General features: G+C 46.4%; 20 protein-coding genes. 13 read left to right on the top strand and 7 right to left on the bottom strand.

Annotated elements, in window-relative coordinates; translation table 11 throughout:
• The first annotated feature begins 290 nt into the window (after window positions 1-290).
• The 6 genes from AK963_RS12615 (at window position 291) to AK963_RS12640 (ending at window position 4,524) form a co-directional block, all read left to right on the top strand.
• The gene (locus AK963_RS12615) at window positions 291-680 is read left to right on the top strand and encodes a hypothetical protein (RefSeq protein WP_066015812.1); all 390 of its coding nucleotides are present in this window, start codon (window positions 291-293) and stop codon (window positions 678-680) included.
• A gap of 12 nt (window positions 681-692) precedes the next feature.
• Window positions 693-1,049 carry a hypothetical protein gene (locus AK963_RS12620; protein WP_139117384.1) on the top strand — a complete coding sequence of 119 codons (357 nt, stop codon included), beginning with the start codon at window positions 693-695 and terminating at the stop codon, window positions 1,047-1,049.
• 118 nt (window positions 1,050-1,167) lie between these two features.
• Window positions 1,168-1,740: a hypothetical protein gene (locus tag AK963_RS12625; RefSeq protein WP_066015814.1), complete on the top strand. Its 573-nt coding sequence runs from the start codon at window positions 1,168-1,170 to the stop codon at window positions 1,738-1,740.
• A gap of 9 nt (window positions 1,741-1,749) precedes the next feature.
• Window positions 1,750-3,810 (top strand): DNA phosphorothioation-associated putative methyltransferase, encoded by a 2,061-nt coding sequence (locus AK963_RS12630; RefSeq protein WP_066015815.1) that lies wholly within the window; start codon window positions 1,750-1,752, stop codon window positions 3,808-3,810.
• Window positions 3,811-3,937: 127 nt separating this feature from the next.
• Entirely contained in the window at window positions 3,938-4,189 is a 252-nt protein-coding gene (locus AK963_RS12635; RefSeq protein ID WP_066015816.1) for a type II toxin-antitoxin system Phd/YefM family antitoxin, read from the top strand.
• Window positions 4,186-4,524 carry a hypothetical protein gene (locus AK963_RS12640; protein ID WP_139117385.1) on the top strand — a complete coding sequence of 113 codons (339 nt, stop codon included), beginning with the start codon at window positions 4,186-4,188 and terminating at the stop codon, window positions 4,522-4,524. Before AK963_RS12635 ends, AK963_RS12640 begins: the two co-directional genes overlap by 4 nt.
• 17 nt (window positions 4,525-4,541) lie before the next feature.
• On the opposite strand, the gene AK963_RS12645 is transcribed toward AK963_RS12640, so the two are convergent.
• Together AK963_RS12645 and tusA are read right to left on the bottom strand one after the other, a co-directional pair.
• Window positions 4,542-7,313, bottom strand: a complete 2,772-nt coding sequence (locus tag AK963_RS12645; protein WP_066015818.1) for a hypothetical protein — start codon at window positions 7,311-7,313, stop codon at window positions 4,542-4,544.
• A 204-nt stretch (window positions 7,314-7,517) separates the two neighbouring features.
• Window positions 7,518-7,781, bottom strand: coding sequence for a sulfurtransferase TusA (gene tusA, locus AK963_RS12650; RefSeq protein WP_066015819.1), 264 nt, complete (start codon window positions 7,779-7,781; stop codon window positions 7,518-7,520).
• 87 nt (window positions 7,782-7,868) lie between these two features.
• Here tusA and dndB point away from each other — a divergent pair, with 87 nt between their 5' ends.
• The 4 genes from dndB to AK963_RS12670 are packed head-to-tail and all read left to right on the top strand — an operon-like array spanning window position 7,869 to window position 12,856.
• Window positions 7,869-8,966, top strand: coding sequence for a DNA sulfur modification protein DndB (gene dndB, locus AK963_RS12655; RefSeq protein WP_066015820.1), 1,098 nt, complete (start codon window positions 7,869-7,871; stop codon window positions 8,964-8,966).
• The gene (dndC, locus tag AK963_RS12660; protein WP_066015821.1) at window positions 8,963-10,492 is read left to right on the top strand and encodes a DNA phosphorothioation system sulfurtransferase DndC; all 1,530 of its coding nucleotides are present in this window, start codon (window positions 8,963-8,965) and stop codon (window positions 10,490-10,492) included. Before dndB ends, dndC begins: the two co-directional genes overlap by 4 nt.
• Entirely contained in the window at window positions 10,489-12,516 is a 2,028-nt protein-coding gene (dndD, locus tag AK963_RS12665; RefSeq protein ID WP_066015822.1) for a DNA sulfur modification protein DndD, read from the top strand. Before dndC ends, dndD begins: the two co-directional genes overlap by 4 nt.
• A complete protein-coding gene (locus AK963_RS12670; RefSeq protein ID WP_066015823.1) occupies window positions 12,506-12,856 on the top strand; it encodes a DndE family protein in 351 nt (116 codons plus the stop codon). The genes dndD and AK963_RS12670 overlap by 11 nt, the downstream gene beginning before the upstream one ends.
• A gap of 40 nt (window positions 12,857-12,896) precedes the next feature.
• Here AK963_RS12670 and AK963_RS12675 read toward each other — a convergent pair whose 3' ends face one another.
• The 5 genes from AK963_RS12675 to dptF form a co-directional block, all read right to left on the bottom strand.
• Complete coding sequence (locus tag AK963_RS12675) at window positions 12,897-14,663, bottom strand: ATP-binding protein (RefSeq protein ID WP_066015824.1); 1,767 nt, start codon at window positions 14,661-14,663, stop codon at window positions 12,897-12,899.
• Window positions 14,664-14,960: 297 nt separating this feature from the next.
• Window positions 14,961-15,404, bottom strand: a complete 444-nt coding sequence (locus AK963_RS12680; protein WP_066015825.1) for a phosphorothioated DNA-binding restriction endonuclease family protein — start codon at window positions 15,402-15,404, stop codon at window positions 14,961-14,963.
• Window positions 15,404-20,518 carry a DNA phosphorothioation-dependent restriction protein DptH gene (gene dptH / locus AK963_RS12685; RefSeq protein ID WP_066015826.1) on the bottom strand — a complete coding sequence of 1,705 codons (5,115 nt, stop codon included), beginning with the start codon at window positions 20,516-20,518 and terminating at the stop codon, window positions 15,404-15,406. The genes AK963_RS12680 and dptH overlap by 1 nt, the downstream gene beginning before the upstream one ends.
• Window positions 20,499-21,851 (bottom strand): DNA phosphorothioation-dependent restriction protein DptG, encoded by a 1,353-nt coding sequence (dptG, locus tag AK963_RS12690; RefSeq protein WP_066015827.1) that lies wholly within the window; start codon window positions 21,849-21,851, stop codon window positions 20,499-20,501. Before dptG ends, dptH begins: the two co-directional genes overlap by 20 nt.
• Window positions 21,848-23,440 carry a DNA phosphorothioation-dependent restriction protein DptF gene (gene dptF, locus AK963_RS12695; RefSeq protein WP_066015828.1) on the bottom strand — a complete coding sequence of 531 codons (1,593 nt, stop codon included), beginning with the start codon at window positions 23,438-23,440 and terminating at the stop codon, window positions 21,848-21,850. Before dptF ends, dptG begins: the two co-directional genes overlap by 4 nt.
• A gap of 212 nt (window positions 23,441-23,652) precedes the next feature.
• On the opposite strand from dptF, the gene AK963_RS36615 reads away from it, so the two are divergent.
• From AK963_RS36615 to AK963_RS12705, 3 genes are all read left to right on the top strand, one after another.
• Window positions 23,653-23,787, top strand: coding sequence for a hypothetical protein (locus AK963_RS36615; RefSeq protein ID WP_274520516.1), 135 nt, complete (start codon window positions 23,653-23,655; stop codon window positions 23,785-23,787).
• On the top strand, window positions 23,777-23,995 hold the full coding sequence (locus tag AK963_RS12700; RefSeq protein WP_066015829.1) for a hypothetical protein: 219 nt from the start codon (window positions 23,777-23,779) through the stop codon (window positions 23,993-23,995). Before AK963_RS36615 ends, AK963_RS12700 begins: the two co-directional genes overlap by 11 nt.
• Before the next feature lie 190 nt (window positions 23,996-24,185).
• Complete coding sequence (locus tag AK963_RS12705) at window positions 24,186-24,944, top strand: cell envelope integrity protein TolA (RefSeq protein ID WP_066015830.1); 759 nt, start codon at window positions 24,186-24,188, stop codon at window positions 24,942-24,944.
• Window positions 24,945-25,028: the final 84 nt, after the last annotated feature.

The raw sequence follows: 25,028 nt of genomic DNA on the forward strand, positions 1-25,028 counted from the left end.
AGAGTCAGCTTAGTAAAATATTTAACTTTCTGGAACTATCAGACTTGCAGACCACCCCAAAAAGCTATACTTAACGACAGGTCATTTTGGACTGGTGTTTTGAGGACTTTTTACGCCGGTGATGACAAACGTTTCATATTGGCCCCTGGTCAATCCATTTATCGATAGAAAAGCGCAATAAACGCAAGCCCTCGAATCATAACAGCAGTCATCATCAAACTGACCAGATTACTGATAATGAGCACTCTACCCATCTAAAAAATGAAACCATCAGACAGGAAGACAAAATAATGCCAAGCTCAATTACCAGTAAAAAAGCAACGGATAAAAATTTATCCATCTCCGGAGTGGATGCCATTGAAATTCTCAACCGAAATACAGATCTGGTTGCACTCCACAAAAAGGACAACACAGACAAGTTCTGGTCCTACAAACTAATCCACGGTGCACGGGCTGAGTTTGCCTTTGATCCCAAAACAAAAACGAAACTCACGATTCGATTTGATAGAAAACCGCCCGCTATTGAAGGGATAGAATCGGTCGTTGATATTTCCCGTGACAATAAATCAACAGCACTTGGTCGGGTATTTTCAGGTAATGCGCACCAGGCAAAATTCAAGGCACTGGTGAGAGATGAGAAAACTTTACTCAATGTATTATCTGCCCTGGCTGACGCATAATCAGTTTTCTGAATGCTAACCATTAAAAACAGCAAGGAATATCAAATGCCTTTTATTGGACAACGAATAGATCTCAAACTGACAGGAATTTACTTTCTCAGCACTGAAGAGCATGAAGAAATATGGAATGCAGTTCAGCTCAAAGATGGAGAAGTTATCTTATGCTGGTCCTCTGAAGAAAGAATTAATATAGATGATGAGCGTTATGAACCTGGTGGTGATGATCCTTTTGTGGAAGAAGAAATAGAGTATCTTGCACTTGTTAACTTGCTCTCTGACAAAGAGTATTCACCCGCTACAGATGCAGGCAATGATGGTTGGGATATCATCCACGCGGGCTCTTGGGTCAACCAAAGCTTAGCTCTCTAAATAATCAAGGAGCCAAATGTGCCCCTAAGCCTTAACAGGAAATCACTCAACAGTACGAGGCAATTGGAAACCTGCTGCACTTTGATTATTCTGATCAAAACCAACAGCAGGTTTCACCATGCCACAGCTGGACCAACTTTGCAGCAAGCACTTCACCTACCGGCAACTGATTGAGTGCGGTGAAACCTGGCAATCATCATCTATTGATAACCTGCCACTGGCTGACGAGAGCTGGCAGGCCCTTGCCGATTTAGCGACTCATATTCTCGATCCGGTTTATGAGCAGTTTGGCAACCTCGAAATCACCTACGGCTTTTGCTCCCCCCCATTGGCGACAGCAAGAAAAAAACTGGCCAAAGAACAGGGCGTGCTTCCCTCTATCTACCCTACCCTGGATCAGCACAGCTGCTTTGAAACAAACAGGAAGGGAGACATCATCTGTTCCCGGGGAGGAGCCGCCTGTGATTTTCGGGTGCCGTGCACCTCATCACTGGAGGTAGCTATCAGGATCGTGAAACAGCTCCCCTTTGACCGGCTCTATTTTTATGGACACAACAAGCCCATTCACGTTAGCTATAACAGAGGCTCTCAAAATGCAGCCATCAGCATAATGACACCCAAAACCAACGGACAGGGCTACATTCCCAGAAACCTCACCCCTGAGCGTTTTCTTGAACAATTTCAGCTATAAATAAAAGCCATGAATGAACAAGAATGGTATGAAGCGGTTGCACAACTTTCTAGGCATAAAGAGCTTGGCAAAAAACTGCCTAAAGCACTCTATCTCCACCGTTCGGCGCTGAGTGAAACCGCACCGGATTTTTTCTCATGGATTCACCAGCAAGCCACAAACTCAGGCATACCGGAACAGCACTGGAATATCGTTCGCCTCCATAAAGACTGTTTCAAAGTCACCCTGCTCTACTATCCGGATTTCTACGACGAAGCCTATCCATCACTGAACTTCAGTTATGGGTTAGACTTCGCCAGCGAGAAAATAAAACCCACTGACTTTACCAGCTCCACCAACCCGCCAATCCTCCATCGCAAAGAACACATGATCCTCCCCTCAGACCCTAACCACGCCGACTTTTGTGAGATTACCCGGGAAGGCGAAGCGGCAGGGCTGTATGAAAACACTCGCATCATTGGGTTCCGCAACAGCTGGGAAACCCTGATCAAAGACAAAGGCTACGAACTACTGGATGGTCGTCTATTCCGAAGAGCTGCCATCGGCTTAGCCGAACCACAAGCAAAACACAAGGTCGACCGCCACAAAACCGCACTGAGCCGGGACAGCCTTTCAAGCCCCATGAAAACACTGGCCAATAATGGCTACCTGAAGGGGCAATACACCGTGTTTGACTATGGCTGCGGCCATGGCGATGACCTGTCGGAATTACAGGCCCATGGCATCACCGCCAATGGCTGGGATCCAAACTGGCGACCCGAGTGTGAAAAAACAGAAGGGGACCTGGTCAACCTTGGCTATGTCATTAATGTAATCGAAGACCTGGAAGAAAGGGTTGATGCAGTACTCGGAGCCTGGCGCCTGACCGGCAAATTACTGGTGGTATCCGCCATGATTGCCAGCGAACAGCACATCCGCAAATTCAAGCCCTTTAAAGACGGTGTACTCACCAGCAGAAATACGTTTCAAAAATACTTCAGCCAGACCGAACTCCAGATTTTTATCGAACAGATTCTCGATGAAGAACCCATCCCGGTAGCACCGGGGATCTTTTATATTTTCAAAGACAAAGATGAAGAACAGCTCTACCTGGCCAATAAGCAACGCCGAAGACCACAATGGAAACAGCTGGTTCATAAGAGCAGACCCACCTCCAACAAAAAACGGCTATTAGAAGAAAACCGTCAGCTATTGGAGAATTTCTGGCAACGCTGCCTCGAACTGGGCCGGTTACCCAATGCCGACGAGTTTGAAGAAAGCAAGCTGCTGGCAGAACAAATAGGCTCCCCAAAACAGGCCTTTAACCTGTTAAAGGGTGAGGCAGATATTCAGGCATTGGATCAGGCGGCAAAAGAAAGAACGGAAGACTTACTGGTCTATTTCGCCCTGCAGCAATTCAATAAAAAACGTATTTACAAACACATGCCAGACCCGCTGAAAAGAGACATCAAAGCCTTCTTTGGCGATTACAAAACTGCAGTTGCAGAGGCTCGTGAGCTGCTGTTCTCTCTGGCAGAACCCAACCTTATTGACCAGATGTGCGAACTGGCCCATCAGCAGTTACCGGCCAGCATCCTTAACAGCAGCCACTCACTGATCATCCATAGTCGTTTTATTAATGACCTGCCGCCCCCGTTAAGAATCTATGCCGGTTGTGCCACACAGCTCTTTTCAGAAACCGATGGCGTAGACCTGGTCAAAATTCATATCCGTTCCGGCAAACTGACCCTGATGACCTACGAGGGCTTTGCAACCCAGCCCATTCCCATGCTTCGTGAACGGGTCAAAATCAATCTGCGCCAGCGCACTGTCGATTTTTTTGACTACGGTTATGGCGACTACGATCCCCAACCACTCTACTGGAAGTCCCGGCTGATCGATGCCAGTTTCCCCGATTATGACAAGCAGCAGTCATTCGATAAACGCCTTTCCGGCTTGAACATTCCTGAGCTGGCTGAAGGGCATGGCCCTTCACTAGAGAATCTGACAGCCCTGCTTCGTATAAATCACGGACTCACGATTAAAGGTTACCGATTCTTCAAAGCACAGAGCGCCATCGCACCCTCATAATGCACAGCACGACCAGAACAATGCCGATGATCAAAACCGTAAAAGCCGACAAGAGTGACCAGCCACAGCCCGATAGCAAAAGATCTATATATGGACTATATTTAGGCCATAAACAGGAGGCAGAGTGATGAGAATTGAACCGATCAGCTTCGTAAAAAAGAATGCGGCTAATCTGGACCTGGAAGAACCGATCGTCGTGACACAAAATGGCAAGCCAGTCTATGTCATTGAATCCTTTGAGGATAGAGAGCGCAGGCAAGAAGCCACCGCGTTGCTGAAGCTATTATCTTTTGGCGCTAAAGACGAGGCAGAGGGCAAAACACTGTCGGGTGACCAGGTGCTGAACAATATCAGGGCAAAGTATCTGGATAATAAATGATGCGGGTTATCTACCTTGAGTCCTATCAGCTCTCTATGGAGCTGGTGATAGAACACAATGCATCCAGACATCCTGAAAACCTGCCAGGCCATATCGACAAACTGGCTGAAATCCAGGCGGCATTTGAAACGCAAGTAACTGAGAACCCAAAATCATGCCCCGTCAATTACGACCTCGAACGTTATTTTGGCCTGCAGTTTCACGAATACCATAAAGATGGCTACAGGATTCTCTACCGAGTTGATGACTCGAAAGCCGTCATCGTGACCTTTATCTTTATGAGCCAGTTTCAAAAGACCAGTCGGTTGTTGGAACAGTTTGTTTTCCGGCGATGATCAATTATTAACAACAGTCAATCCAGCAAACGGGTTGGACGATAGGCCCTATCCTGATGGATTCTACAAGGCTGCCGAAAATGAGTGCCGGCAACCATCACCAGGAATTTCATACGGGCCAGGGTCAAACCCAGCTTCTCAGCGGCTTGTTCCAGCAGTACTTCATCGCCCTCTTCATCCAGCAGCGCATCCATGGGTTCCGCAAAGGCTTTCAAGGGCTCCGCATATTGTTCGCCAATTCGCTCTACCAGCTCTGTAACACGACGCCTTACATCCCGACGACTCAGTCCCAGCTCATTACCAACATCATTGAGCCTGCGATCCTGTACGCTCAGCTTCAGCAGAATCTGGAAATCCTGCCTGTCCAATTCTTTCTGAATCATTGCCTGAACCCTGGCATAAGGCCGGGTTAAGTCAGCCACCAGCTCAATGGGCCTGGCAGGTTCTTCCAAAACCGGGGGCGGATAATCCTCAAACGCATCCTCGGCAATATAATCGTCACCTAATGAATGACCACGGTCATTCGGTTTACTCTCATCGCTTCGGGAGACAGAAGAAAAAGAGGATTTCAGGGCTGAAGCCTGCTCTTGAACTTTTTTGGCCAGCTCAAATACATTGGCCCGTTTTGTGAGCAGATCAACCATGGTTGGCTTGGGTGCTGAATACTCTGACGCCTCTTCAACCTCTTCAGTACTGGAAACTGCATCTATAGCCACCGGTTGGGCGGGTTGCTGTTTTTCCAATTCCACGTTGGCAAGAAAATCGGCTTGCTCCTCTTCATCCAGTCTATTGAATACAGCCAGCTGATCCGCTGTTGGTTCACGACCTTCCAGAAGACGTTTTTTATAAGTAAACAGCCTGGCAGCATCAATCTTCTTTTGCTGCTCTGCTCTGCCATAATCATCAGAAACAGAAGCGACAACCGGGCTCTCATCAACAAGCTCTACAGGGGCGACTACACTGATACCGTTGTTTTCTTCTAAATCAGCCTTTTCATCTGAAGGTTCAGTTTTTGAGTTGCCCTGAAGTTCATCCAGCTTATGTTGAACCTGCTCCCTCAGTCTTATCGCTTCCGGTGTCGTGAAGAATTGCAGCTCGGCTAAAATATCCTGCTGAACCGTCACACCCGAATCACTGCGAAGATGCAGTATTTTTAACTGTGCTGTTGTTTTACCAACATAAGGTCGGACTGCTGGCCGCTTCTCCTTCACCTCCGGCTCGGAACCATCCTGAACAATATCCACCGACTCTTCATTTTTCAGTACACGCAAACGGCCGCGAACCCTGTCGTGTAAACGAATTGCCTTGGTGGTAGATCTATGATTCAGCTCTTCATAAAGCTGTTCCAACGTTTCCCTATTACTATAAGCCTGCCAATATAACGCTTCTAAATCTTGAATATTTTTACCCATAAAGGGTCGATAACTTTTCGGCTCTGCATCAGCCACCTCTGGTTGAGAACGATGAGCCCCTCCTGTATGTACTGTTTGTACTGCAAGGAGCTCTACGACATCCTCTTCTTCTTTTTGCAGAGCATTCAAGCGTCCTCGCACTCGATCTCGCAAACGGATACTTGTGGCAGAAGATCGATGTTGCAGCTCTTCATAAAGCTGCGTCATAGCCTCTCTAGTATTACTTGACTGCCAATACAGCGTTTCTAATTCCTGAATAGTCTGTCCACTTAATGGACGGCCTACCTGATGTTCAATATTAAACGCCTCAATGGCTTCAGAGGGTGGCACAGCAGCTTCAACCGCTGAAGCTATAGCAACATCTATCGACTCATTATTTTTGAGGGCTCTCAAACGAACCAGAACACGATTACGCAAGTTAATATTTCCGGTTCCGAGCTTGAACCGGTACTCTAGCTCTTCAAAAAGCTGCTCCATGGTTTCGACACGATCAACCGCTCGCCAGTATAAAGCTTCCAATTCATCAAATTTTTTGTCTTTGAACGGACGATGCTCGCTTGGCTCTGGCTCAGCCTTTTCAACCACAGGCTCAGTGATACCTGTCTGGTCAACAACCAACAATTTCAGCTGTTCTTCTACCCGGGACGATAGCCATTTAGCTATAGCCGAGGAACGGTAACCAAGCTCTGTCAGTAGTAGCTCCAGGTTCTCTCGATTATTAACATCCTTATTGAAATATCGAGACAAACCATGATCACTCACCCCCTCTAAAGGTCGAACAGCGTGTTCAGGCGAATCCGCACTGGTGGAAATTTCAACGACAGGTTCAGGTTTTACCAACTCTGATCCCAAGTCGGAAGAAGCTGCCGCCTGATCATCTGCGGCCAGGGCGTTTAACCGCTCGCGCACTCTTAGCTCAAATATTCTCGCTACAGAAGATGTGCGATGCTTCAGCTCCTCTAAAACTTCCTGTAGTTCTTCTCCATCAAAATTGTCTTGAAAGTGATCTCTAATCAGCTCCTGATCGCTCAAATCAGAAAGTGAATAAACAGTAGATGACGCAACATCAGGCGAACATTCATCGTCCAGAATCTTGCCAGATTCGGCTTGTGATTGAACTTGCGGCGCATGAAGTCTCAAAACATCAGGATGATGACGAACACCTTCCTTGACTGAATCAGCCAAGCCATCATAGATCGATTTTGCCTTGTCAGAGGCAAACAACATAAAACCTTCAGCATCCATAATGAACGGCATTTGTCTGCTGTGATGTTCTTCCAGAATGGAGCCCCACCCGGGCTGTGAAGTTTCCAGGAAAAAAGCGGAATATTCTTTTTCAGGTTTTATTGATTGTTGATACTGCGTGTTGAGATCCATGAATTTTACTTTTGCACTTCATTCACCCAAGGCATAAAAGCTCAGGAAGATACGACTAATACAGATAACCCCCATGAGAAAACACCTCCCCACAAGACCATTAACTCAAGTCAGCTATCCAATATTTTCTTATTGTATGGAATATTTTTCTACGTTCTTAGTAGTGTTGACCGCATGTAACTATAGAAACCCCACACCCAGGAGTTAACCTGGCACCCCCTTTCTCAGATGGTATACAAATCGTCCACCTTCATCTTTGCTCTGTAACAAATCATGATTCAAAAAAGTACAGAACTTCGGGATATCTCTTTGGGTGGATGGGTCTGTGGCTATCATTTCGAGCACATCACCACCCGACATTTTACGAATTATATTGTGTAACAACATCACCGGTTCAGGGCATACGAGCCCAGTAGCATCAAGGTGATGAGTAACCTCATATATTTCTGGCTGATCTACCTGGAACATAATTTATCACTTCCCATCTTCGCATGTACGTAATTCTTGCACTATTTTCTCTTCCTCTACACTGCTTTTTTACAAACAGGTACAGTGATGAGTGGCAAACGTCTAAGTGAATTCAGCCATACTTTCCCGGCAGTCCGAGGTATACAATCCGGCAGGCCTTGCTACATAGCTATGTGCCCATTGCGTTTAATTCCAAAAATATTCATTTTTGATGAAGAAGAAGTACCACCGGAGCTGCGTGCCCAGCGCATACTGAACCGCTCACGCATACCGGAGATTGCCACTTACCTGCTTGAGAATCGGGAGGATTACACACTATCAGCAATCACAGCTTCAATAAATAATCAGGTACATTTTGAACCATTGGCAGATACAGGAGTCGCGGTAAACCTTGGCCTTCTCTCTGTACCGATGGATGCCCAGATCCTTATCAATGACGGACAGCATCGCAGGGCCGCTATCGAAGAGGCAATCAACCAGAATAGCGAACTGGGACATGATAATATTCCCGTTCTGTTTTTCAGTGACGATGGTCTTCAGCGAAGTCAGCAGATGTTTGCAGATCTCAACAAACATGCAGTAAGGCCCAGTGATTCGCTAAGCACACTCTACGATCTTCGGGATCCCGGCTCAGCTATGGCAAGATATATCGTAGCCAACGTATCATGCTTTAAGAAGCTGACCGAGATGGAAAAATCAAGCATCTCAAACAGAAGCATCAAGTTATTTGCCCTTAGCAGTGTTAAACTGGCCAGTCGCAGCCTTCTGCGCAAAGGGCCAAAAGATACAATTTCCCGAGAGGAGATGCAGTTAGCCACAGAGTACTGGCAAGCGGTTACAGAGGCAATGCCAGACTGGAAAGACACTGAAGAGAGAAAGGTTTCCTCAGCAGAGCTAAGGAGCCATTTTGTACATGCGCACGGCGTTACTCTTCACGCCTTAGGTTGCGCTGGAGCGGACCTGCTTACCCAATACAAAGATGATTGGAAGAGCAGGTTGGTCAACTTGAAAAACATTGATTGGTCTCGATCAAATACAGAACTATGGGAGGGGCGCGCCCTTCTGCATGGTCGGCTGAGTAAAGCCCGTACCAATGTCACATTAACTGCCAATGTGATACGGAAGGCTCTAGGTGTTCGGCTTAACCCGGAAGACCAGTCTCTTGAAGAGACATTTTTGCAATGACAGATGAAACCCTTTTATACCCCGGCATTGATGAGATGCTGGCAGACATTGATACCCTCTATGCCGGTAGACCACTCAAAGACCTGGTTTTCGAGATCCAGCAACTGTACCAACACGATGACAAACCCTGGGTGATTGGTTTCTCTGGCGGTAAAGATTCCACAACCATCTTGTCTCTGGTCTATACCGCACTGCTGAACCTGAAAACGGAAGAGCTGCACAAACATGTTTATGTGGTTTCGTCTGACACGCTGGTAGAAACTCCGGTTGTGGTCGATCAGATCAAGCACGTTATTGATGCGGTAAATAAAGGTGCCCAGGAACACCACTTACCACTCACGGCCCATCAGGTTTTCCCGAAAACCAACGAAACATTTTGGGTAAATCTGTTAGGTAAAGGCTACCCGGCACCAACCACCTCTTTCCGTTGGTGTACTGAGCGGATGAAAATCGATCCGGTCAGTGAGTTCATCATGGATAAGGTTGCCCGCTTTGGTGAAGTGATTGTGATCCTTGGGTCCAGAAGCCAGGAAAGTTCTTCCCGTGCCCAGGTGATTGCCAAGCACAAGATTGATGGCAGCATACTTGCCCGCCACACCTCTCTGCCCGGTGCTTTCACGTACATGCCTATCGAAAGCTGGACTCACGATGAAGTCTGGATGTACCTCTTGGCCACCTATGCCCCCTGGGGTGGCACTAACCGTGAATTATTCAACCTATACAAAGGTTCTAATGCCGGTGAGTGTCCTCTGGTGATCGATAAAAGCACGCCATCCTGTGGAAATTCACGCTTTGGCTGCTGGACTTGTACCGTCGTCACCAAAGATAAAGCCATTGAAGGTTTGATTGAAAATGGTGCTACCTGGATGGAACCACTCTTAAAATTCCGCCAAAAACTCTGGGATAGCACCAAACCGGAAAATAAATCGGAACTCCGTAACACCCGCCGACGTGATGGCCGCATCAGTTATGTTCGCAGCCGCTCTGTTAATGATGATGGCACCCGGGATATCAAAAGAGCTTTTGGTCCTTATAAAATGAGCGTTCGTCAGGCATGGTTGAAAGAACTCTTATCCATAGAAAGGGATCTGCGGGCTGAAGGGCAAGATATAGAGCTCATTACTCGGCCGGAGTTGCATGCTATCCGTAAAGAATGGCTGCATGATCCACTGGATCCGGATTGGACTGACAGACTGCCTGGAATCTATAAAGAAGTGTATGGCGAAGACCTTGACTGGGTGGAAAATGATGCGGGCGCTTTCACCAAGCCAGACGCAGATTTATTGAAAGAGCTTGAAACAGATTATGAGGTCCCGGCAGAACTGATCATGAAGCTGATTGAGCTGGAACTTTCCATGGAAGGACTCAGTGTACGCCGAGGTCTGCTCCGAAAAATGGAGACCCTGCTCGAACAGGACTGGGATGCCGACTCCAGCCATGAATACCGGATCAAAAGTGTTGAACAGCTCGACAGTTATGAAAAAGAGATGAAAGAGTTGCGTGAGAAATATGAGGAACTTGCATGATACTGGAAGAGCTGGAAATTTGTGACTTCCGGGTCATCAGTGGTGTTGAGACTGTTAAATTGGCACCAGAAATCCGACACGGACGTAAACGCCCCATTATTCTCTTTGGTGGTTTGAACGGCGCTGGTAAGACAACCACGCTGACCGCAATCCGTTTGGCACTTTATGGCCGCCATAGCCTTGGCCACAATGTTTCCAATAAGGAGTATGAGGAATACCTGAAGGAATCTGTGCACAAAAGCAGAAACTCTCTGGTACAGGCCAATGCCGCTTATATTCACCTGAGCTTCAGCTATGCAACCCGTGGTGAAGTGTCACGGTACACCGTTAAGCGTGCATGGACGGTTAATGGCAAGGTTAAAGAAACCCTTAAGATCGAAAAAGACGAAAAACCACTCGAAGAACTGAGCTACGAACAATGCCAGGGATTTCTGAATGAGTTGGTACCTATCGGTGTTTCTGATCTTTTCTTCTTTGATGGGGAAAAAATTGCCGAGCTGGCAGAAGACAATACCGGCAAGGCATTGGGAGCAGCCATCAGAAAGCTGTTAGGGCTGGATGTTATCAACCGTATGCGGGATGACCTGGCAATTTACCTTCGGGAGAAGAACACGGCGGCGATGCCAGAAGAGCATCAGCACATCATTTCGACACTGAAAGAAGAGTACGATATTGCCTATGCCAGCTACAAAGAAGCACTGGACAAGCAAAGCGAAGCCATACGTCAGATTGCGCTGATCGATGATGAGATAAAAAAGTCTGAGTCCTATATCTCTAGCAAAGGGGGAGAGTGGGCTAGGTCTCGCACAGAAGAGCAGGGGCGCATTGACCAGCTATTGGCTGAGAAGAAAATGCTCGAGGGTCAATTACGGGACTGCTTGGCTGGCGAATTCCCATTAGTCATTGCCATGAACAAGGTGGAAGAACTCCTTCAACAGCTTGAAAGCGAGCAGGACTACAAAAAGCAGCTGTTGCTAAAAGTCACACTGGACAAAAAAATCATTGCCCTGAAAAAGGCCCTGGAAAAAACGCTGCACAACAAACAGCTCGTTGAGCAGGCTGTGACAGAAGCCTTTGCCGATGTATTTGAAGCTGCAAATACCGTTGAAGTGATTCATGACTGTTCTGACAAACAATTTGCAAGAACTGCACACCTGATACGTGAAGTACTCCCCAACGCCAGAAAGCAAATGCTGGAGCTAGGGCAAAGCCTGGCTGATATCCAGACCGAGCTGGACAATGCCAGCAAAAACCTTGAGCGAGCACCGGACGAAGCTTTCCTGAAAGATGAGCTGGAACAGATCAGAGCGTTTAACCAGAAGCGGTCTGAGATGGTTGGCGTAGCAACGCTGGCCAAAGAAGAAGCAAAGAAATCACTGAGAACGGCGATGGATATCATGCGCCAGATGCAGAAAAAGGAATCGGAGTTTAGCGCTAATTTCTCAAGCAACCGCGCTTATGAACTGGCAAAACGTTCCCGTGAGCTGCTAAATGAGTTTGCCGACAAAGCAACGATTAATAAGGTCAAACAGCTGGAAGCAGAGTTTGTACGCTCCTTCAAAAAACTGGCCCGTAAAGATGACATCAGTATTAAAGCAACGATCAACCCAAAAACCTTTGATGTTCGTTTGTTGAACAAAAATGGTGATGAGATCAATAAGCAACAACTGTCTGCCGGTGAGAAGCAGATCTTTGCGATCGCCATGTTGGAAGCACTGGCCCGCACCTCTGGCCGTAAACTGCCCGTAATTATCGACACACCATTAGGCCGCCTCGACAGTAAGCACCGCAGCAAGCTGGTAGAAAGCTACTTCCCAACAGCAAGCCATCAGGTGGTAATTTTGTCTACGGACACTGAGATTGATAAGGAGTACTTTAACACCCTGTCCCCTCATATTTCCCATGTTTACGAGGTGGACTATATCTCTGATGAAGGGCGATCTGAATTCCTGAAGCGGCAGCGCTACTTTGGCCAAAAGCTGGAAGATGAAACTGTAAAGGAGTTTACCCCGGATGTTGCCTAATCGAATTCGTATATCCAAGAAAGCAACTGATATGCTGGCGATGATGAAGGGGCGGACAGGGCTTACCCCAAATATTCTGGCTCGTTTGGCCATCGCTCATGCCTTGGAATCGAACTCTCTAAAGAAGCAAGTCTCATCAAAACAGGATGGGCAGGAGTTTAATACAAACACTCTCCTGGGTGAGCAGGCTGATGCCTATGCCATGTTGATACGACAACAGTCTCAGGATATTGATATTACCAAAGCTGTAGTTCAGTTAGTGGATGATGGGCTGGGGTTGTTTTCTGGAGTGAATAATCTGAGTGATCTTTTCATGAAGTGTAAAGGTAAGGTGGCCTGAGCCACCCACCTGTTCAGCTCAGCAATTAATCCTTCTCAACTTATAAATATTCCATTGATTTCTGTATAGCGCCACTAAGGGTAGAACTCCAGTTTCCATTCAATTGCATAATAAGCTGAGTTTGGTCTTCATCAGGAAAAAAGGTTTCCGCTTTAGCATGGCTTATTAGCAGTAGAAGAATTGCTTGCTTTGCGGACTTTGCTATAGCTGAACTCTCAATATCTGAGCATAACGGAGCAAATACCCTCTTATAAAAAACATGATTCCTATTTAACTCGAGTATTAAGTGCCCAGGTCGGTGTATCACGTTGTAGAGAATATTTGCTGGATAATCGACTTCAACTACGCTGAAAGGGTTAGTCTTTAATTCTTTCTCCCTTTCTTTTCTAGCCTCCTCATCGACAAATTCCTCTGTTGACCTCTCTATAATTTGACGTGTTTCATGCTCGATCTCTTCTACAGTTTTTTCTTTACCGCCAGGAGCAATTGGCTGAGTTTTAGAAGCCTCTTCCATAGTAGTCTCAGCAAACCGGAAAGTACTTTTTTTCTTGGATTCACCTTCACTATCTTCTGAATCAAAATCAGCCTGAATCTGATCTCGAAAACTCTTTACTACTTGCCATATTTCATTTCTAATTTTATCGCGTAAAGAGGCAACAGGTTCTGCCCCTCTTTTTATAAAACGAACATGAAAATATTCATCTAATTCAGGAGGAAAGGATATTTCACATCCCCACCAGCGATCTATATCAAGGAAACGAGCCTGACCTTTTCTACCAACAATAAATGGAATAGGACCATACAAAACCTCACGATCAGCCCGCATAACGCTAATTCCTTCATTCTCATTAATCTTTCTTTCTTTTGCGAAAGACTTTCCGCCAGCTCCTTTTTCTGTTCTCCATTCTTTTGGCAACAGCGAAAATGTTATGACAACATCAGCAGTTTCTCCGGGATTACCTGGAACAGGAAGTGTTATTCGTATAGGCTCCCCAATAATAGAGGCCTTTGAGTCAGGTTTGCCTCCTTTTTTATCCCAATAAGTTGGCCCCATGACATACAAAGGATCATGGAGTTCGACTTCTTGATTATCAACCCAAAACTTGATTCCTCCCTGAATGAACTTCCTATATGTTCTACCGATAAAGTTTGGAAGACTTTTTATCTGACTAGACGCAGTAAGTCCTTTTTCTTTTTCAATTGGATCAAACTGCAACCTATCACAATTCTTTATTAAAACAATTGTCCCTGTGGACCCTTCCAACAAGCTAAAATATTTGTCACCTGATTCTGGTATAAATTCCTCTGGCTTGTCTAAGACAATTCCACCATTTTCTCTCAGACTATCTAAATCTAAAGATACACATGAGAAATTTTGATCGACACTATTTCTAGAGTAAATCGCAATACTGCGACCTAATGAAATAGCCCCCATGAGTAGACCGACACCAAACCTGCCGATTTTTCTACCCCCTTTCTCTAATCGAACAGAGTCACCAAGCACCAATGATCTTGATAGAATTTCTGGAGGCATTCCACAACCATCATCAATAACTGCAACTTCATCAATTACCTCAACAGCTTTACTTGATTTTGGAAATTTCTTTTTGGTTGTTGAATAACAGAGATGAATATTTTCTGCGCCAGACTCAACACTATTATCAAAGAACTCTCCAATCGCAGAATTTATATCAAACTCTGCACTCCGAAGAGACTCCATAACATTTTGTGGTTTAAATAGCGGATGAAACCCTGATCGGCTTATCAGATTTTCAATTCCATCTATAGTCATTTCTTCTTGATTCATCTTTATGATCCTCACAAATTATAATTAAGTGAGTCCAAAGACAACCAACAAGACACATATACAAAATGTATATATCAAGAAGTGGGGGAGCAGAGAGGTCATTAAAATAGTAGAATGACAAAGCAAATTCCATATAGCCTATCTTCTCGTACTCACGACCCTAATCGGTGTCATGAGACCGTCTGGACTACGAATCAAAATATTGACCCAAAAGGCAGCTTTGTCAAAACCCATATCAAACTTTTTTAGCAACTCCAATTAAATCAACTTTTTATAATGCAAATTCTGCATTAACTTTTACTCAGTAACATCTAATTTATTAATAATTGCCCCATGGCGAGCTTCTGGAAAGAATTCATCCAACAAAGTACAAACAACATGAGCTACCTGAGCCCTATCCTGAACCAAGGCATTGTATACACTCTCTACAAAACCACCAGCAACATTATACTCAAGAAGCTCAGACTTCTTAGCATCACCGCTACTGTTGGGCACTACCTGTTCATAATTCTTCAGTTCCCAAAAACTATCATTCTGAAGCCGCCAAAACGGAACCGAAGTATTTTGTGCATTTGAAGGGCCAAACTCAACAAGAAGTTCTTTCAATGGCTTATCGATTTCTGCATAAGTAAAAAACCGCTCATGCCCTTTCTGATATTGTGACAGCACATACAACAGCAAGAGCGGCTTATGCACCGCTCGCTGGCTGCCACGTTTCCATACGTTAAGATTCAGCTCCATTACTTCTCTTTAATCTCCCAAAACGCCAAATCCTTAATCTTCCGAGCCTTCTCCGAGCCACCAATATACAGCGAATAATGCTTCTCCAGCTGCAAAATCTGACTCATCACACGCTCTTCATCAGACTTACCCTGGGTATTAAAAATGGTCTGAATATCCTGCTTCTTCAGCTTGGCCACCTTATGGATAACCCAGCTGTTGATATAACTGGAGAAGTCATTATCACTGGTTCTGAAGTGGTCCATCTCCTGGGTAGAGAGGATTGTACCCACACCAAACTCCCGGCCCTCTTTCATCAGCATACGCAGGCTGGTGAAGTCCTGGCGCATAAAGTTATCGGCCTCATCCACCAGCACAATCTTAGTGAGCTGACGATATTTGCCGTCTATCTTCGAGCTGCCCTGCTGGTGCATCTGGTTATAGAAAATATCCAGAATAATACCGGCCACCAGGTTCTGGATATTCGGGTCATAGCCGGAAAGGTTAATGACCGTTACGCCATCCACCATATCGTAAAGTGACTGAGAGTGAGCCGGGTCCGGATCAAAGATCTGGAAGCTGATCAGCTCATCCATTACGGCATAGAGCTTATCCTGCTCCACCTTTTCATCTTCTTCAAACACATCCCACACTTGTTGAATGGTCGGTGCCGGTTTTGTCCAGGTATCCTTGTTATTCGGGTCGATACCGGAACGCTCATAGGCTTCCATTACCACATTGCGAATCTTGTTCTGCTGTTTTGCACCCAGGCCAAACGCTGTAGCCAGGGTTGAGCGGAACAGGCTGGCGGTATGAACCGGCAAACGTGGCTTGGTACCAAACAGGGCTAAGGGATTAAACGGCAGGTTTTCCAGATCGTAGGTTTTGGCATTGGTGGCCTGAATAAAATCCTCTTTGATGTAGTCCGCCTTGTAATCCAGAATCAAAATGCCCAGCGGTTTACCATTGACGTTATTGTCCTGATTGCGCATCAGCTGGGTAATCAGGCTCTTGGTGAACTGGGTTTTCCCCGTTCCCATGGTACCGATAATGGCGGTATTCGGGTTGAAGACCTTCTCGGTATTGGTAGGCTCCCAAAAGACCGGCTGCCCGGTCATACTGTCGCTGCCAAACTGAACCTTCAAAGCTTCATTTTGTACGACCACGGGCTCCGGCGGTGGTAAAATTTCCGGTACCAGTGGAACTTCTTCTGCAATCACAGGAGGCTGTGGTGGTCGTTCAAAGGTAGCCACTTCATCCTCATCATCAACCTCAGGTTCTTCAGCTTCTGGCTCATAGGTGACCGCCGTCAGGCCAGCACCCAGAAACCACTGCTGATTAATCCCCAGTTTATTTTCCTGAATCAGTTTTGGCTGCAGCTGCGCCAGTGGCGTGCCCACCAGCATATCCAGATAGCCCATGGGCACTATCAGCTGCAGGATGTTATCTCGCAGCTCAGCACTGGTTTGATAGATGCCCTCACCTTCGAGGTGAGCCACCACCATCCCTTCCGGATAACCCTGCAAACTTCCCAGCTTATAGTCACCACTGAGCCATTGCTCCCTGGCTGCCAGCAACTCATCAAAGTAGTTTTTCTCAAATACGCTATAGAGCTGATACTTCTCAATCTGCATCAACACCTGTCGGATAAACAGGCTGCGGTAGATTTTGCCTTCCAGCGTTTCCGGCCCGAATAAGCCTTCCACCAAGTAACGTTGCAGGGCTTCGCACTGCTCCTGGGCTTTATCCAGGGAGGCACTACTGTGGGCACCGGTCTTCACTTCTACGGGCAATAAATAAAGCTGACCATCTTTAAAGCCCGCGAACAGAATATCGTCGGACATATTGCCGGAGAATTTGCCACTCTTGTGATAACGGGCAAAATCCCCTTTATCCATTTTCAGACCGATATTGCCAGAGACTCGCACCATTTCTGCCACCGAGATCGGCACCCAGGTGATATCAGAACCGGAAATCATTGAGCTGATCAGCTTCCAGGCAGCAATAATACCCAGCTTGGCTTTTTGCTCCGTTGGCCGGTCGGTGACCATTTTCAGCAACCATTCACCATTGAAGGCGTTAAACTCACCGATCAGCTCATCGCCCTGCTGGCTGAGCATCTGTTTATAAAGATCGGTCTGTCGGGTCACGGTAATGGCATCGTAACCGGCAGAGTTGGTGTATTGGTCAGAGTAATGGATCAGCACCAGGTTCTTTTCATTCTGAAAAAACTCCAGCGTTACCTTGGGGTCAACAATGGTGGTCCAGATAGAGCTGTCGTAAGAGCGCTCCAACAGGGTTTTGAACTCATCACTAACTGCCAGGCCAATGGACGAACGCTCATGGTACTGTTCATTAAGCACCTTGCATGGCTGCAGCAGTCGTCCATAAAGTCGCGCCATTTCAAGTTGCGGCTTATCTGCCGTGTTGATTTTGTTCAGGCCAAATGCCGTCAGGTAACTGCCGTGCTCACTGACTGACGACTCACCATTAAGCAAACCATCCGCCGCCACACCGGAAATATGCTCATCAATATTGCTACTGACCCGCTGGATTTTCTGGTTGTTTTTGAAAAAGCTGAGGTGGGCGTAGCTCTGGCTTTTTTTCTCATCATGGGTGAATTTTGAAAACGACAGTCGACTTCTTAGCAAGTCGATTATGGTGTCTACCTTCTCGCGTACCTTGCCTTTATCCAGGCGGTATTCCTGCTTGATTTGATCGTAGGCCCCCATTTCTGCAAAGCGATCAAACTCCGTTTCACACAGGGCATCATCATAAAGATTGACGTGTATGTGCCTGCTGTTCAGCAACCCGGTCTGGAAATAGCTGAGCAGGCCCAGGAAGATTTCCCGGTTATCGCTATTGTTGACCGAGTTAATGATCAGCGGCGCATCATCTACCTGGCGGAAAAGCTCACTGAAGGTTTTAATAAACTCTTCAGCTTTCTCTTTCACCAGTTTGCTCACATAGCTGTGACTGGTTTCCTGCTGGGGAACAACTTCCAGCCAGAAAGAATTTTCACTGACCACCTGGGTATAACTGAAACTGCTGGATTCTGAGAAGATATACGGCAATAACCCTTTCGGGTTCAGTCGGTCACGGGTCACCGCTGGCAAGTTTTTAAAAGAGCGATGGGCTTTATCGGCCTGGATGGCGTCCACCAGGCTCAGGTAGTAGCAAAGCACCAGAGGGTGAAAAGGAGTGAAGTACTCCTTGCCATCAAACACCGCCACACCAATCTTCAGAATCATCCGGTCGGTGTCGCTGATATTACGACCCAGCGGAATCGCCCTGAGATAATCCAGGCACGCATTAACATAGTTTCTGACCAGCTCTGTCAGCGTTGGCCCCCAGGAAGCCAGCGATAACAGCGTTTTTCTGCTTTTCAGATATTGCGTCAGATCACGCCAGGACCGGTAAATTTCAGGTGCCGTATATTCCAGCCCTGAGGCGTGCTTGCCCTGTCCTCCCTGGGTAACCTGGTCCAGCTGCAGGAAGAGTTCTTCTCGCTGCAATAGTGTCAGTCGACGACCAATAATTTTGGCTTCCTTGTTATCAATAACAACAAGCGATTTGGCCTCAATAAACTGACCATAGTAGTTATCATTAAAGAGCAGGTTAAAGCGCCCTTCATCCATCAGTAAGGGCAACTTCAGCGATTCCTGATTCACCGCCCCTTCGATGGTAAAAGCAAGCCGGTGCTGCCCGCTGCGGATGCTGAAGTTAACCTCATCGGACTCTTCATAGAGCTTCTGATAATTAACGGTACCGTAAATACTGAGATCCGCCTCCCCCTCATTATCAGACAGATAGAAGGTGTCTGGCTGACTTTCGTTTACCAATAAACTCATATCCTCGGTCTGAAGGGTCAGGCACTCTTTGCCCGGGTTAACCAGGAATGTGTTCTCAAAGGCGGGCAGATAGAAATCACCTTTGCGCACCACCAGAATATGAAAAGTGAAACACTCTTTGGTTCTGGGGCGATTGGTTTTCAGGGTCAGATAGGTCGGTTTGCCGGTAAATGGTGCCATCATGCTGACATGGCGTTTGCTGGAGCCAGTCAGCTTGAGAATATCACTCTGAATATCCTTCAGTTGTTTGTTGTTACTGATGACTACCTGACCTTTCTCCAGGTCTTTGCCATGGAAGGTCAGCTTGAGGTCAAAATAGTTGGCTTCCGGCCCGGCAAGCAGAATCAGGTGTTTCTCTCGCTTGCCTGCTGCCGTCTCTTTTTTATTGCGAGGTCCGATCAGCTCACAGGCCTCTGAAGCCAAGGACGCAAAGTCTAATCCCTGCTGCCTTTGAACATCCGCTTCATCCCAGAAGACTTGTACGTCTGTCTGCTTCCAGCTTTCGGAGTCATCCCCCTTAAACTGTTCCTTGATGAACTTTTCACCAAAATCAGACAGCCGCTCTTCCAGCTCTTCCGGGAAATGGTGAACGACAGTATCGATTTCATCATGAAGTTTACGGTTTTCTTTTAGCCGCTTTTCAATCTGTTTTTCGCTGGACATTTCAGCAATACCAGCATCAGGCAGCAACCCCATGGTGGTCAGATCAGGCTCATCGCCGGTGGTCATGGCGCCGAACAATTGCTCGAAGCCAAACATACTACCACCGTCTTCTTCAAGAATTTCTGTCTGCCATCGCAGCAGGCACAGAAGCACTTTGCTGGGCCTGGGCTGATCACTGATCAATGCTTCAAGGTCATTCTTGATACACTCTGCGGACCATGGCATATCTTCTGATGCCAGGTTATCTGCGCTATTAATCAGGGTATCCAGCAGACTGCTGTGGATAATCAGCAAAGCGCATCCGGTAAAGTCACCACTTTGACCCGCCACTTCGTCACGGAGTGTGGAAATATAGTTCTCATTAAAACCGTCTTGCAGTTGCTCCCTGTTCTCTGCATGGGCCACACAAATTACCCGGACACCACCCATTTCAATGTAGGGTAAGGGGGTACCTTTGAACGTGATAGAGCCGGTTACATTAGCTTTCAGCTCATTAAACAGTCGTCTGGTATTGTCAACATCCGGAGACTGAAACTGGTAGCGAGAGCCTGCACTGATACGGTCTTGCAACCAACTGCTCAATCGCTGAAACAGAAAGTGCTCAAATCGTGCTACGGACATAAACGGCGTCTCCACTATCACTCATACGGTCGACGTTACCGACCCGTTCAAAAAAGGCAATCAGAACTTGTTCAGACTGTTTATCGAAGTAAACGCCACGGGCGCGGAACTCTTTCAGCAGCTCCTGAAAGCGGAGCTGCCGCTTTGCACCAATGGCAATATTGGTCAGTAGTAGCAGATAATCCTGGTTCATCACCAACACTCGGCCAGAGCGGCCCCGAACCTGCATAAAGTGTTTGGCAATATGTTCCTCGAACTGCTTTTGATAATCGTCCCGAATTTTATGTTTAGACAATGTGACCAAGCTTCTGGATTTTTCAAATTGATCTAACGAGTATGCTATCAATAGGCGCATCTGACTGATGGGACTATCGTCTTCTGCCAGCCGCTGCTTAATTTGTCTTTTTCTCCGGAATTTTTCAGCATACTCTTCAAGAATGGCTGATACTTCATCAGCATCATACTGCTCAGCATTAAGAGCTTCGCCATAAGACCAGAGGGGGAACACATTACCATCCCCCTGTTTATTGAAATTATCCAGCATCGAAAGTATTGGAAATACAACACCAAAAGAACGATATAGCACACTATAACCATAGTTTTGTATCATGCTTCTTTCTGTGTTCGCTTTTTCGGTATCAAGAATAAAATAGAGAGGCTGACTCTTTGGTACACCATTAGCCCAGTTACGAATATTCAGGGCAAGCTGGGAGCAGTATAAAAAATTGTACAGCTGCAGAAAGTCTTCGAAGTGGCTGAGCAGATACTCCGTTTTACTGCTCAGGAAGTGTATGTCCTTAACAAAGGCTTCGGTCATAAAAGGAAGATAGGGGTGCTCTATTTTCTCTTTGCTGACATCTTTACCACCCGGTTTTGTCAGGTAGTTCTGCAACACATTGATGAAAATTTGCTCAATAAAATTGGCCTTACTTTTCAGTTCACTGTGTCGGCCTGCCTGGGCAAGAAAACTCCGAAATATCCTGCTAAGGTTTTTACTGGCCGCAGTTTCGCTACCCAGACACCCTAAAAGCAGAAACTCTGGTGACGCACTGTTCAGCGCATCATTCCTGAAATACATCTGTTCGATATGATCCAGCATAGCTTCATCGGTTAAAAGACCGCCCAGCTCATCAAGGCATTCCTCTTTAAACTCGTTAAAGCTATAGCGTTTAGGGTCAAGCTCCCTGCCAATCAACATCCCCAGAACATTGCCTGAAACGGAGCTATATGCAATTGCGTTATTCTTGCTTCGAATAGGAAGGTAATTATTCAGAGTATTGTCAGTGATTTTTTCAACTTGACCAAGGGCAATCAGCCTGCTGATTAAGCTCATTCTCCGCCCTCCACGATAATCTCTTCTTCATCCTGATCATTGATTAACACCCAATGCTGATCATTCTTATGAATATGCAGCTTATCGGTGCCTCTTACTCTGCGGGTAATGTCGTCTATCAGTTCTTCAAGGATGACAATATTGTTTTTGTCGTGCTTGTTAGGCCGATAGCCACTGTTAATTTTCAGGATAAGATCCAGAAAGTTGGAGCTGACCGGAACTGGTGGCAGGTCATCATCATCCAGCTTCAACAACGCTTCAAAGTAACCCAGGCGCTTAGGCTTGTAGTCGCCAATACGCTTCAAACTCTCTTTTATGTCTGCCCGGGTTGATAGCTGATAGCCATTGTATTCAGCCAGAAACAATTGATTCCTGCTGGTCAGTTCAGGTGCGAAACGGTTTGCAAAGCGGAACAGCGCCTCCAGGATTCCCTTACGATAAAACTCTCGCAGGGCCTTCTTCTCAGCACTTGCGCCAGTGTATTGTTGATGCAGCAACCATACTTTTATGTACTGTTCATACAGCTGGCTTCTGAAATCATCTACGAAGCGATGGTGGTAGTTATTCGACAGATCCAGATCCTGAATCAGATAGAAAAAGCGAACCCAGGAACCGGTGCTCATCTCCTCCCAAATAACAAGATCACTAACCCCTTCCTGAAAAGCGTTAAACTCAGGATTGGTAATATTCAGTGACTTCTGAATCAGGAACAGATCAATATCCTTTGACCGGATAGTATAAGGATCAAAGTGCGCCAGGGCCTTCGCCAGCTCTGTAGCTTTGCTGGTAAACAGATTGTCAAACAGATGACCCGGCCCGGTTAGCAGCTGGTGTACAAAATCCAGCAAGGTTCGTGCGGTTAAAAACTGTTCGTACTTCAGCCGCACCTTCAGCAACGTACGAATAATAACCTGCTGTATTTCCGGGTACTGCAATAAACGATAGTTGGCGTACAAAGTACCTGACATGGTTGCCACTTCACGCTGCCAGGCTGCATAGAAAGGATTAGCATGGGTTGGCTGGGTTATTTTAGTCAGCAGATCCTGTATAAACGGCGCAACAATCTGATCATTTTCCGGCTCAAATTTAGGAAAATCTTCAAAGTTCAGAAAGACATGCTCTGATGAGATTTCATCATGTTTATCATCAAGAAATGCCCTGATAGAACGGATGATTGCCCCATGCTCTTCCGCGCCTTCCTCAGCATAGTTACCCAACATGCCAATGTTGATGCCCACCACCAACGGTTTATCGCTATGCTTATGATCAACAAAAACCTGATCCAGTGTCTCCATAGCCGTCATATCCGGCTGGAAACTGTGGGTAGCATCAAGGTGGAAGTTTAACGTCGAGGAGTATTGCTTATAGTAGCGGGTCAGAATTTCTGACTTGCCGTCACCACTGGAGCCACAAAGAAAGATGATTTTTTCAGGGGATGTTGCCTGCTCAATGGCAGACTGAAACGAGCTCTCTATCGCCGTTTTAATATAGAGATAGTCTTTGACCGGATTGCCGCTTGAGTTACCTAATGTACTCACGGCCTGGGCCGAAGACCGGGACAAAGTATCCAGCAGTGTTCGGAGGTTCATTATTCAGGTACTGAGTTGGAAGTGTCGGATTAATACAAGTCGGGTCGCCGGTGACAAGACTGTTTCGAAAAAGCACGCTACCGCCAGTGAAATTTGACCACAGTCTTTTAAAACTAATGGAAAGCATCTTTTTCAGTAGCTCAGAGAGATTTTTAAAGCAAATGATTGTAACCATTATACGACGGTAGGGTCTACACTGAGCCGCTTGACGAATGAATCTGAATCTGGATAGTTTTGCAGTTTCGCCACCTACTCTTTTTAGCAACAAACAAATGTACGACATCATTGGAGACATCCACGGTCGTACTGATGAGCTGGAAGCTCTGCTGCTGAAGCTTGGCTACTGACAACAGGGTACGGTTTGAAACGGTATTTGTGGTGGATTTTACCGATGGTAAGGGGCAGCATCGGAAAACCGTCAATATTTCCCGTTCCATGGTTGAACGGAAAAGTGCCCTTGCTATGCAACGGTTAGCCAGTTTACCTCCCCTGATTGAAGAAAATGAAACACTGGCCAGAACCCCCATGGCCGCACGAAGAGGATTATCAGGATAAGCAGGAACGCAACCGGGAACTGATGGCGGAACTGTCAACAGAAGAGGTGGAAAACCCCGCTGCAAAATGGCAACCGGAGTATGAGCTATTCCGACAAATGGCCGTTGATTTTGAGGTACAGAAAAAACAGGCGTAAGGATCAGCCAAGAAACTGGAATTTAGCGCCAAACAGAACCGGGCTAACCGGTTGATGGAAATGATACTGTATAGCAAGCCGAGCCAGGAGAAAGCGCAGGCTAAAAAGGCCATGGCACTGGCCAAAGAGCAGCAATTTGAACTTACCGATCAGGCCATGAAAGAAGCCCGACAACGGGCCGATGAAGCACTGGCAAAACATAAGCTTGCCGAGGAACAGAAAAAGCAGCAGGCTGAATCGAAAGCCGGGACAGGCACTACAGGACAGGCGACGACTACCGAGACTACAACTGCCGAGATTACCTTTACCAGCCAGGAAGAAGCCGTTACTCACGCACTTGATAATAAACAGGCCATAACCGCAGATAATGGAAAAATCCGGTTAGAAAGGCAAAGCATTGGCTATTGGCAATTATCCGTTGATTTTCCGCCGAATCAGGCCGGTTTTGATGATCACAGTATCGTGATGGATAACGGGCTAATGGCCAAGGCTGGCACTAACTTTAAGGCTGTAGGGGATAAGATGGTGATGACCTTCCCTGAAAGCCGGTTGAAGTTTGTGGTTTGGAGCTTGTTTAGTAAAATGCCCTTGCAGGGAATGCAGGCCAGAAAAGCGGAGAAAGCCCCTAATGTTCGATTCCGCAGGGGGGATAACAGTGATATAGCTTATTTTTCTGATTCTGATGTAATACCAATTGAATTTTCTAACTACTGTATAACTGCCCAATCACGGGAGCACAGACTGAACAGTCGACCAGCTTCGCTGCAAAGGTTATTCCAAGCTTCACAGCAACAATCTACAATATTTTCATAACCTGAAAATGCTTTGTTTGATAAGTCATGCTCCCGCATCCACTCCCATAGCCTTTCTGAGCTGTTTAACTCCGGTGCGAATGGT

It is taken from the genome of Endozoicomonas atrinae, from assembly GCF_001647025.1.
In the GTDB taxonomy this organism is placed as follows: Bacteria; Pseudomonadota; Gammaproteobacteria; order Pseudomonadales; family Endozoicomonadaceae; genus Endozoicomonas; species Endozoicomonas atrinae.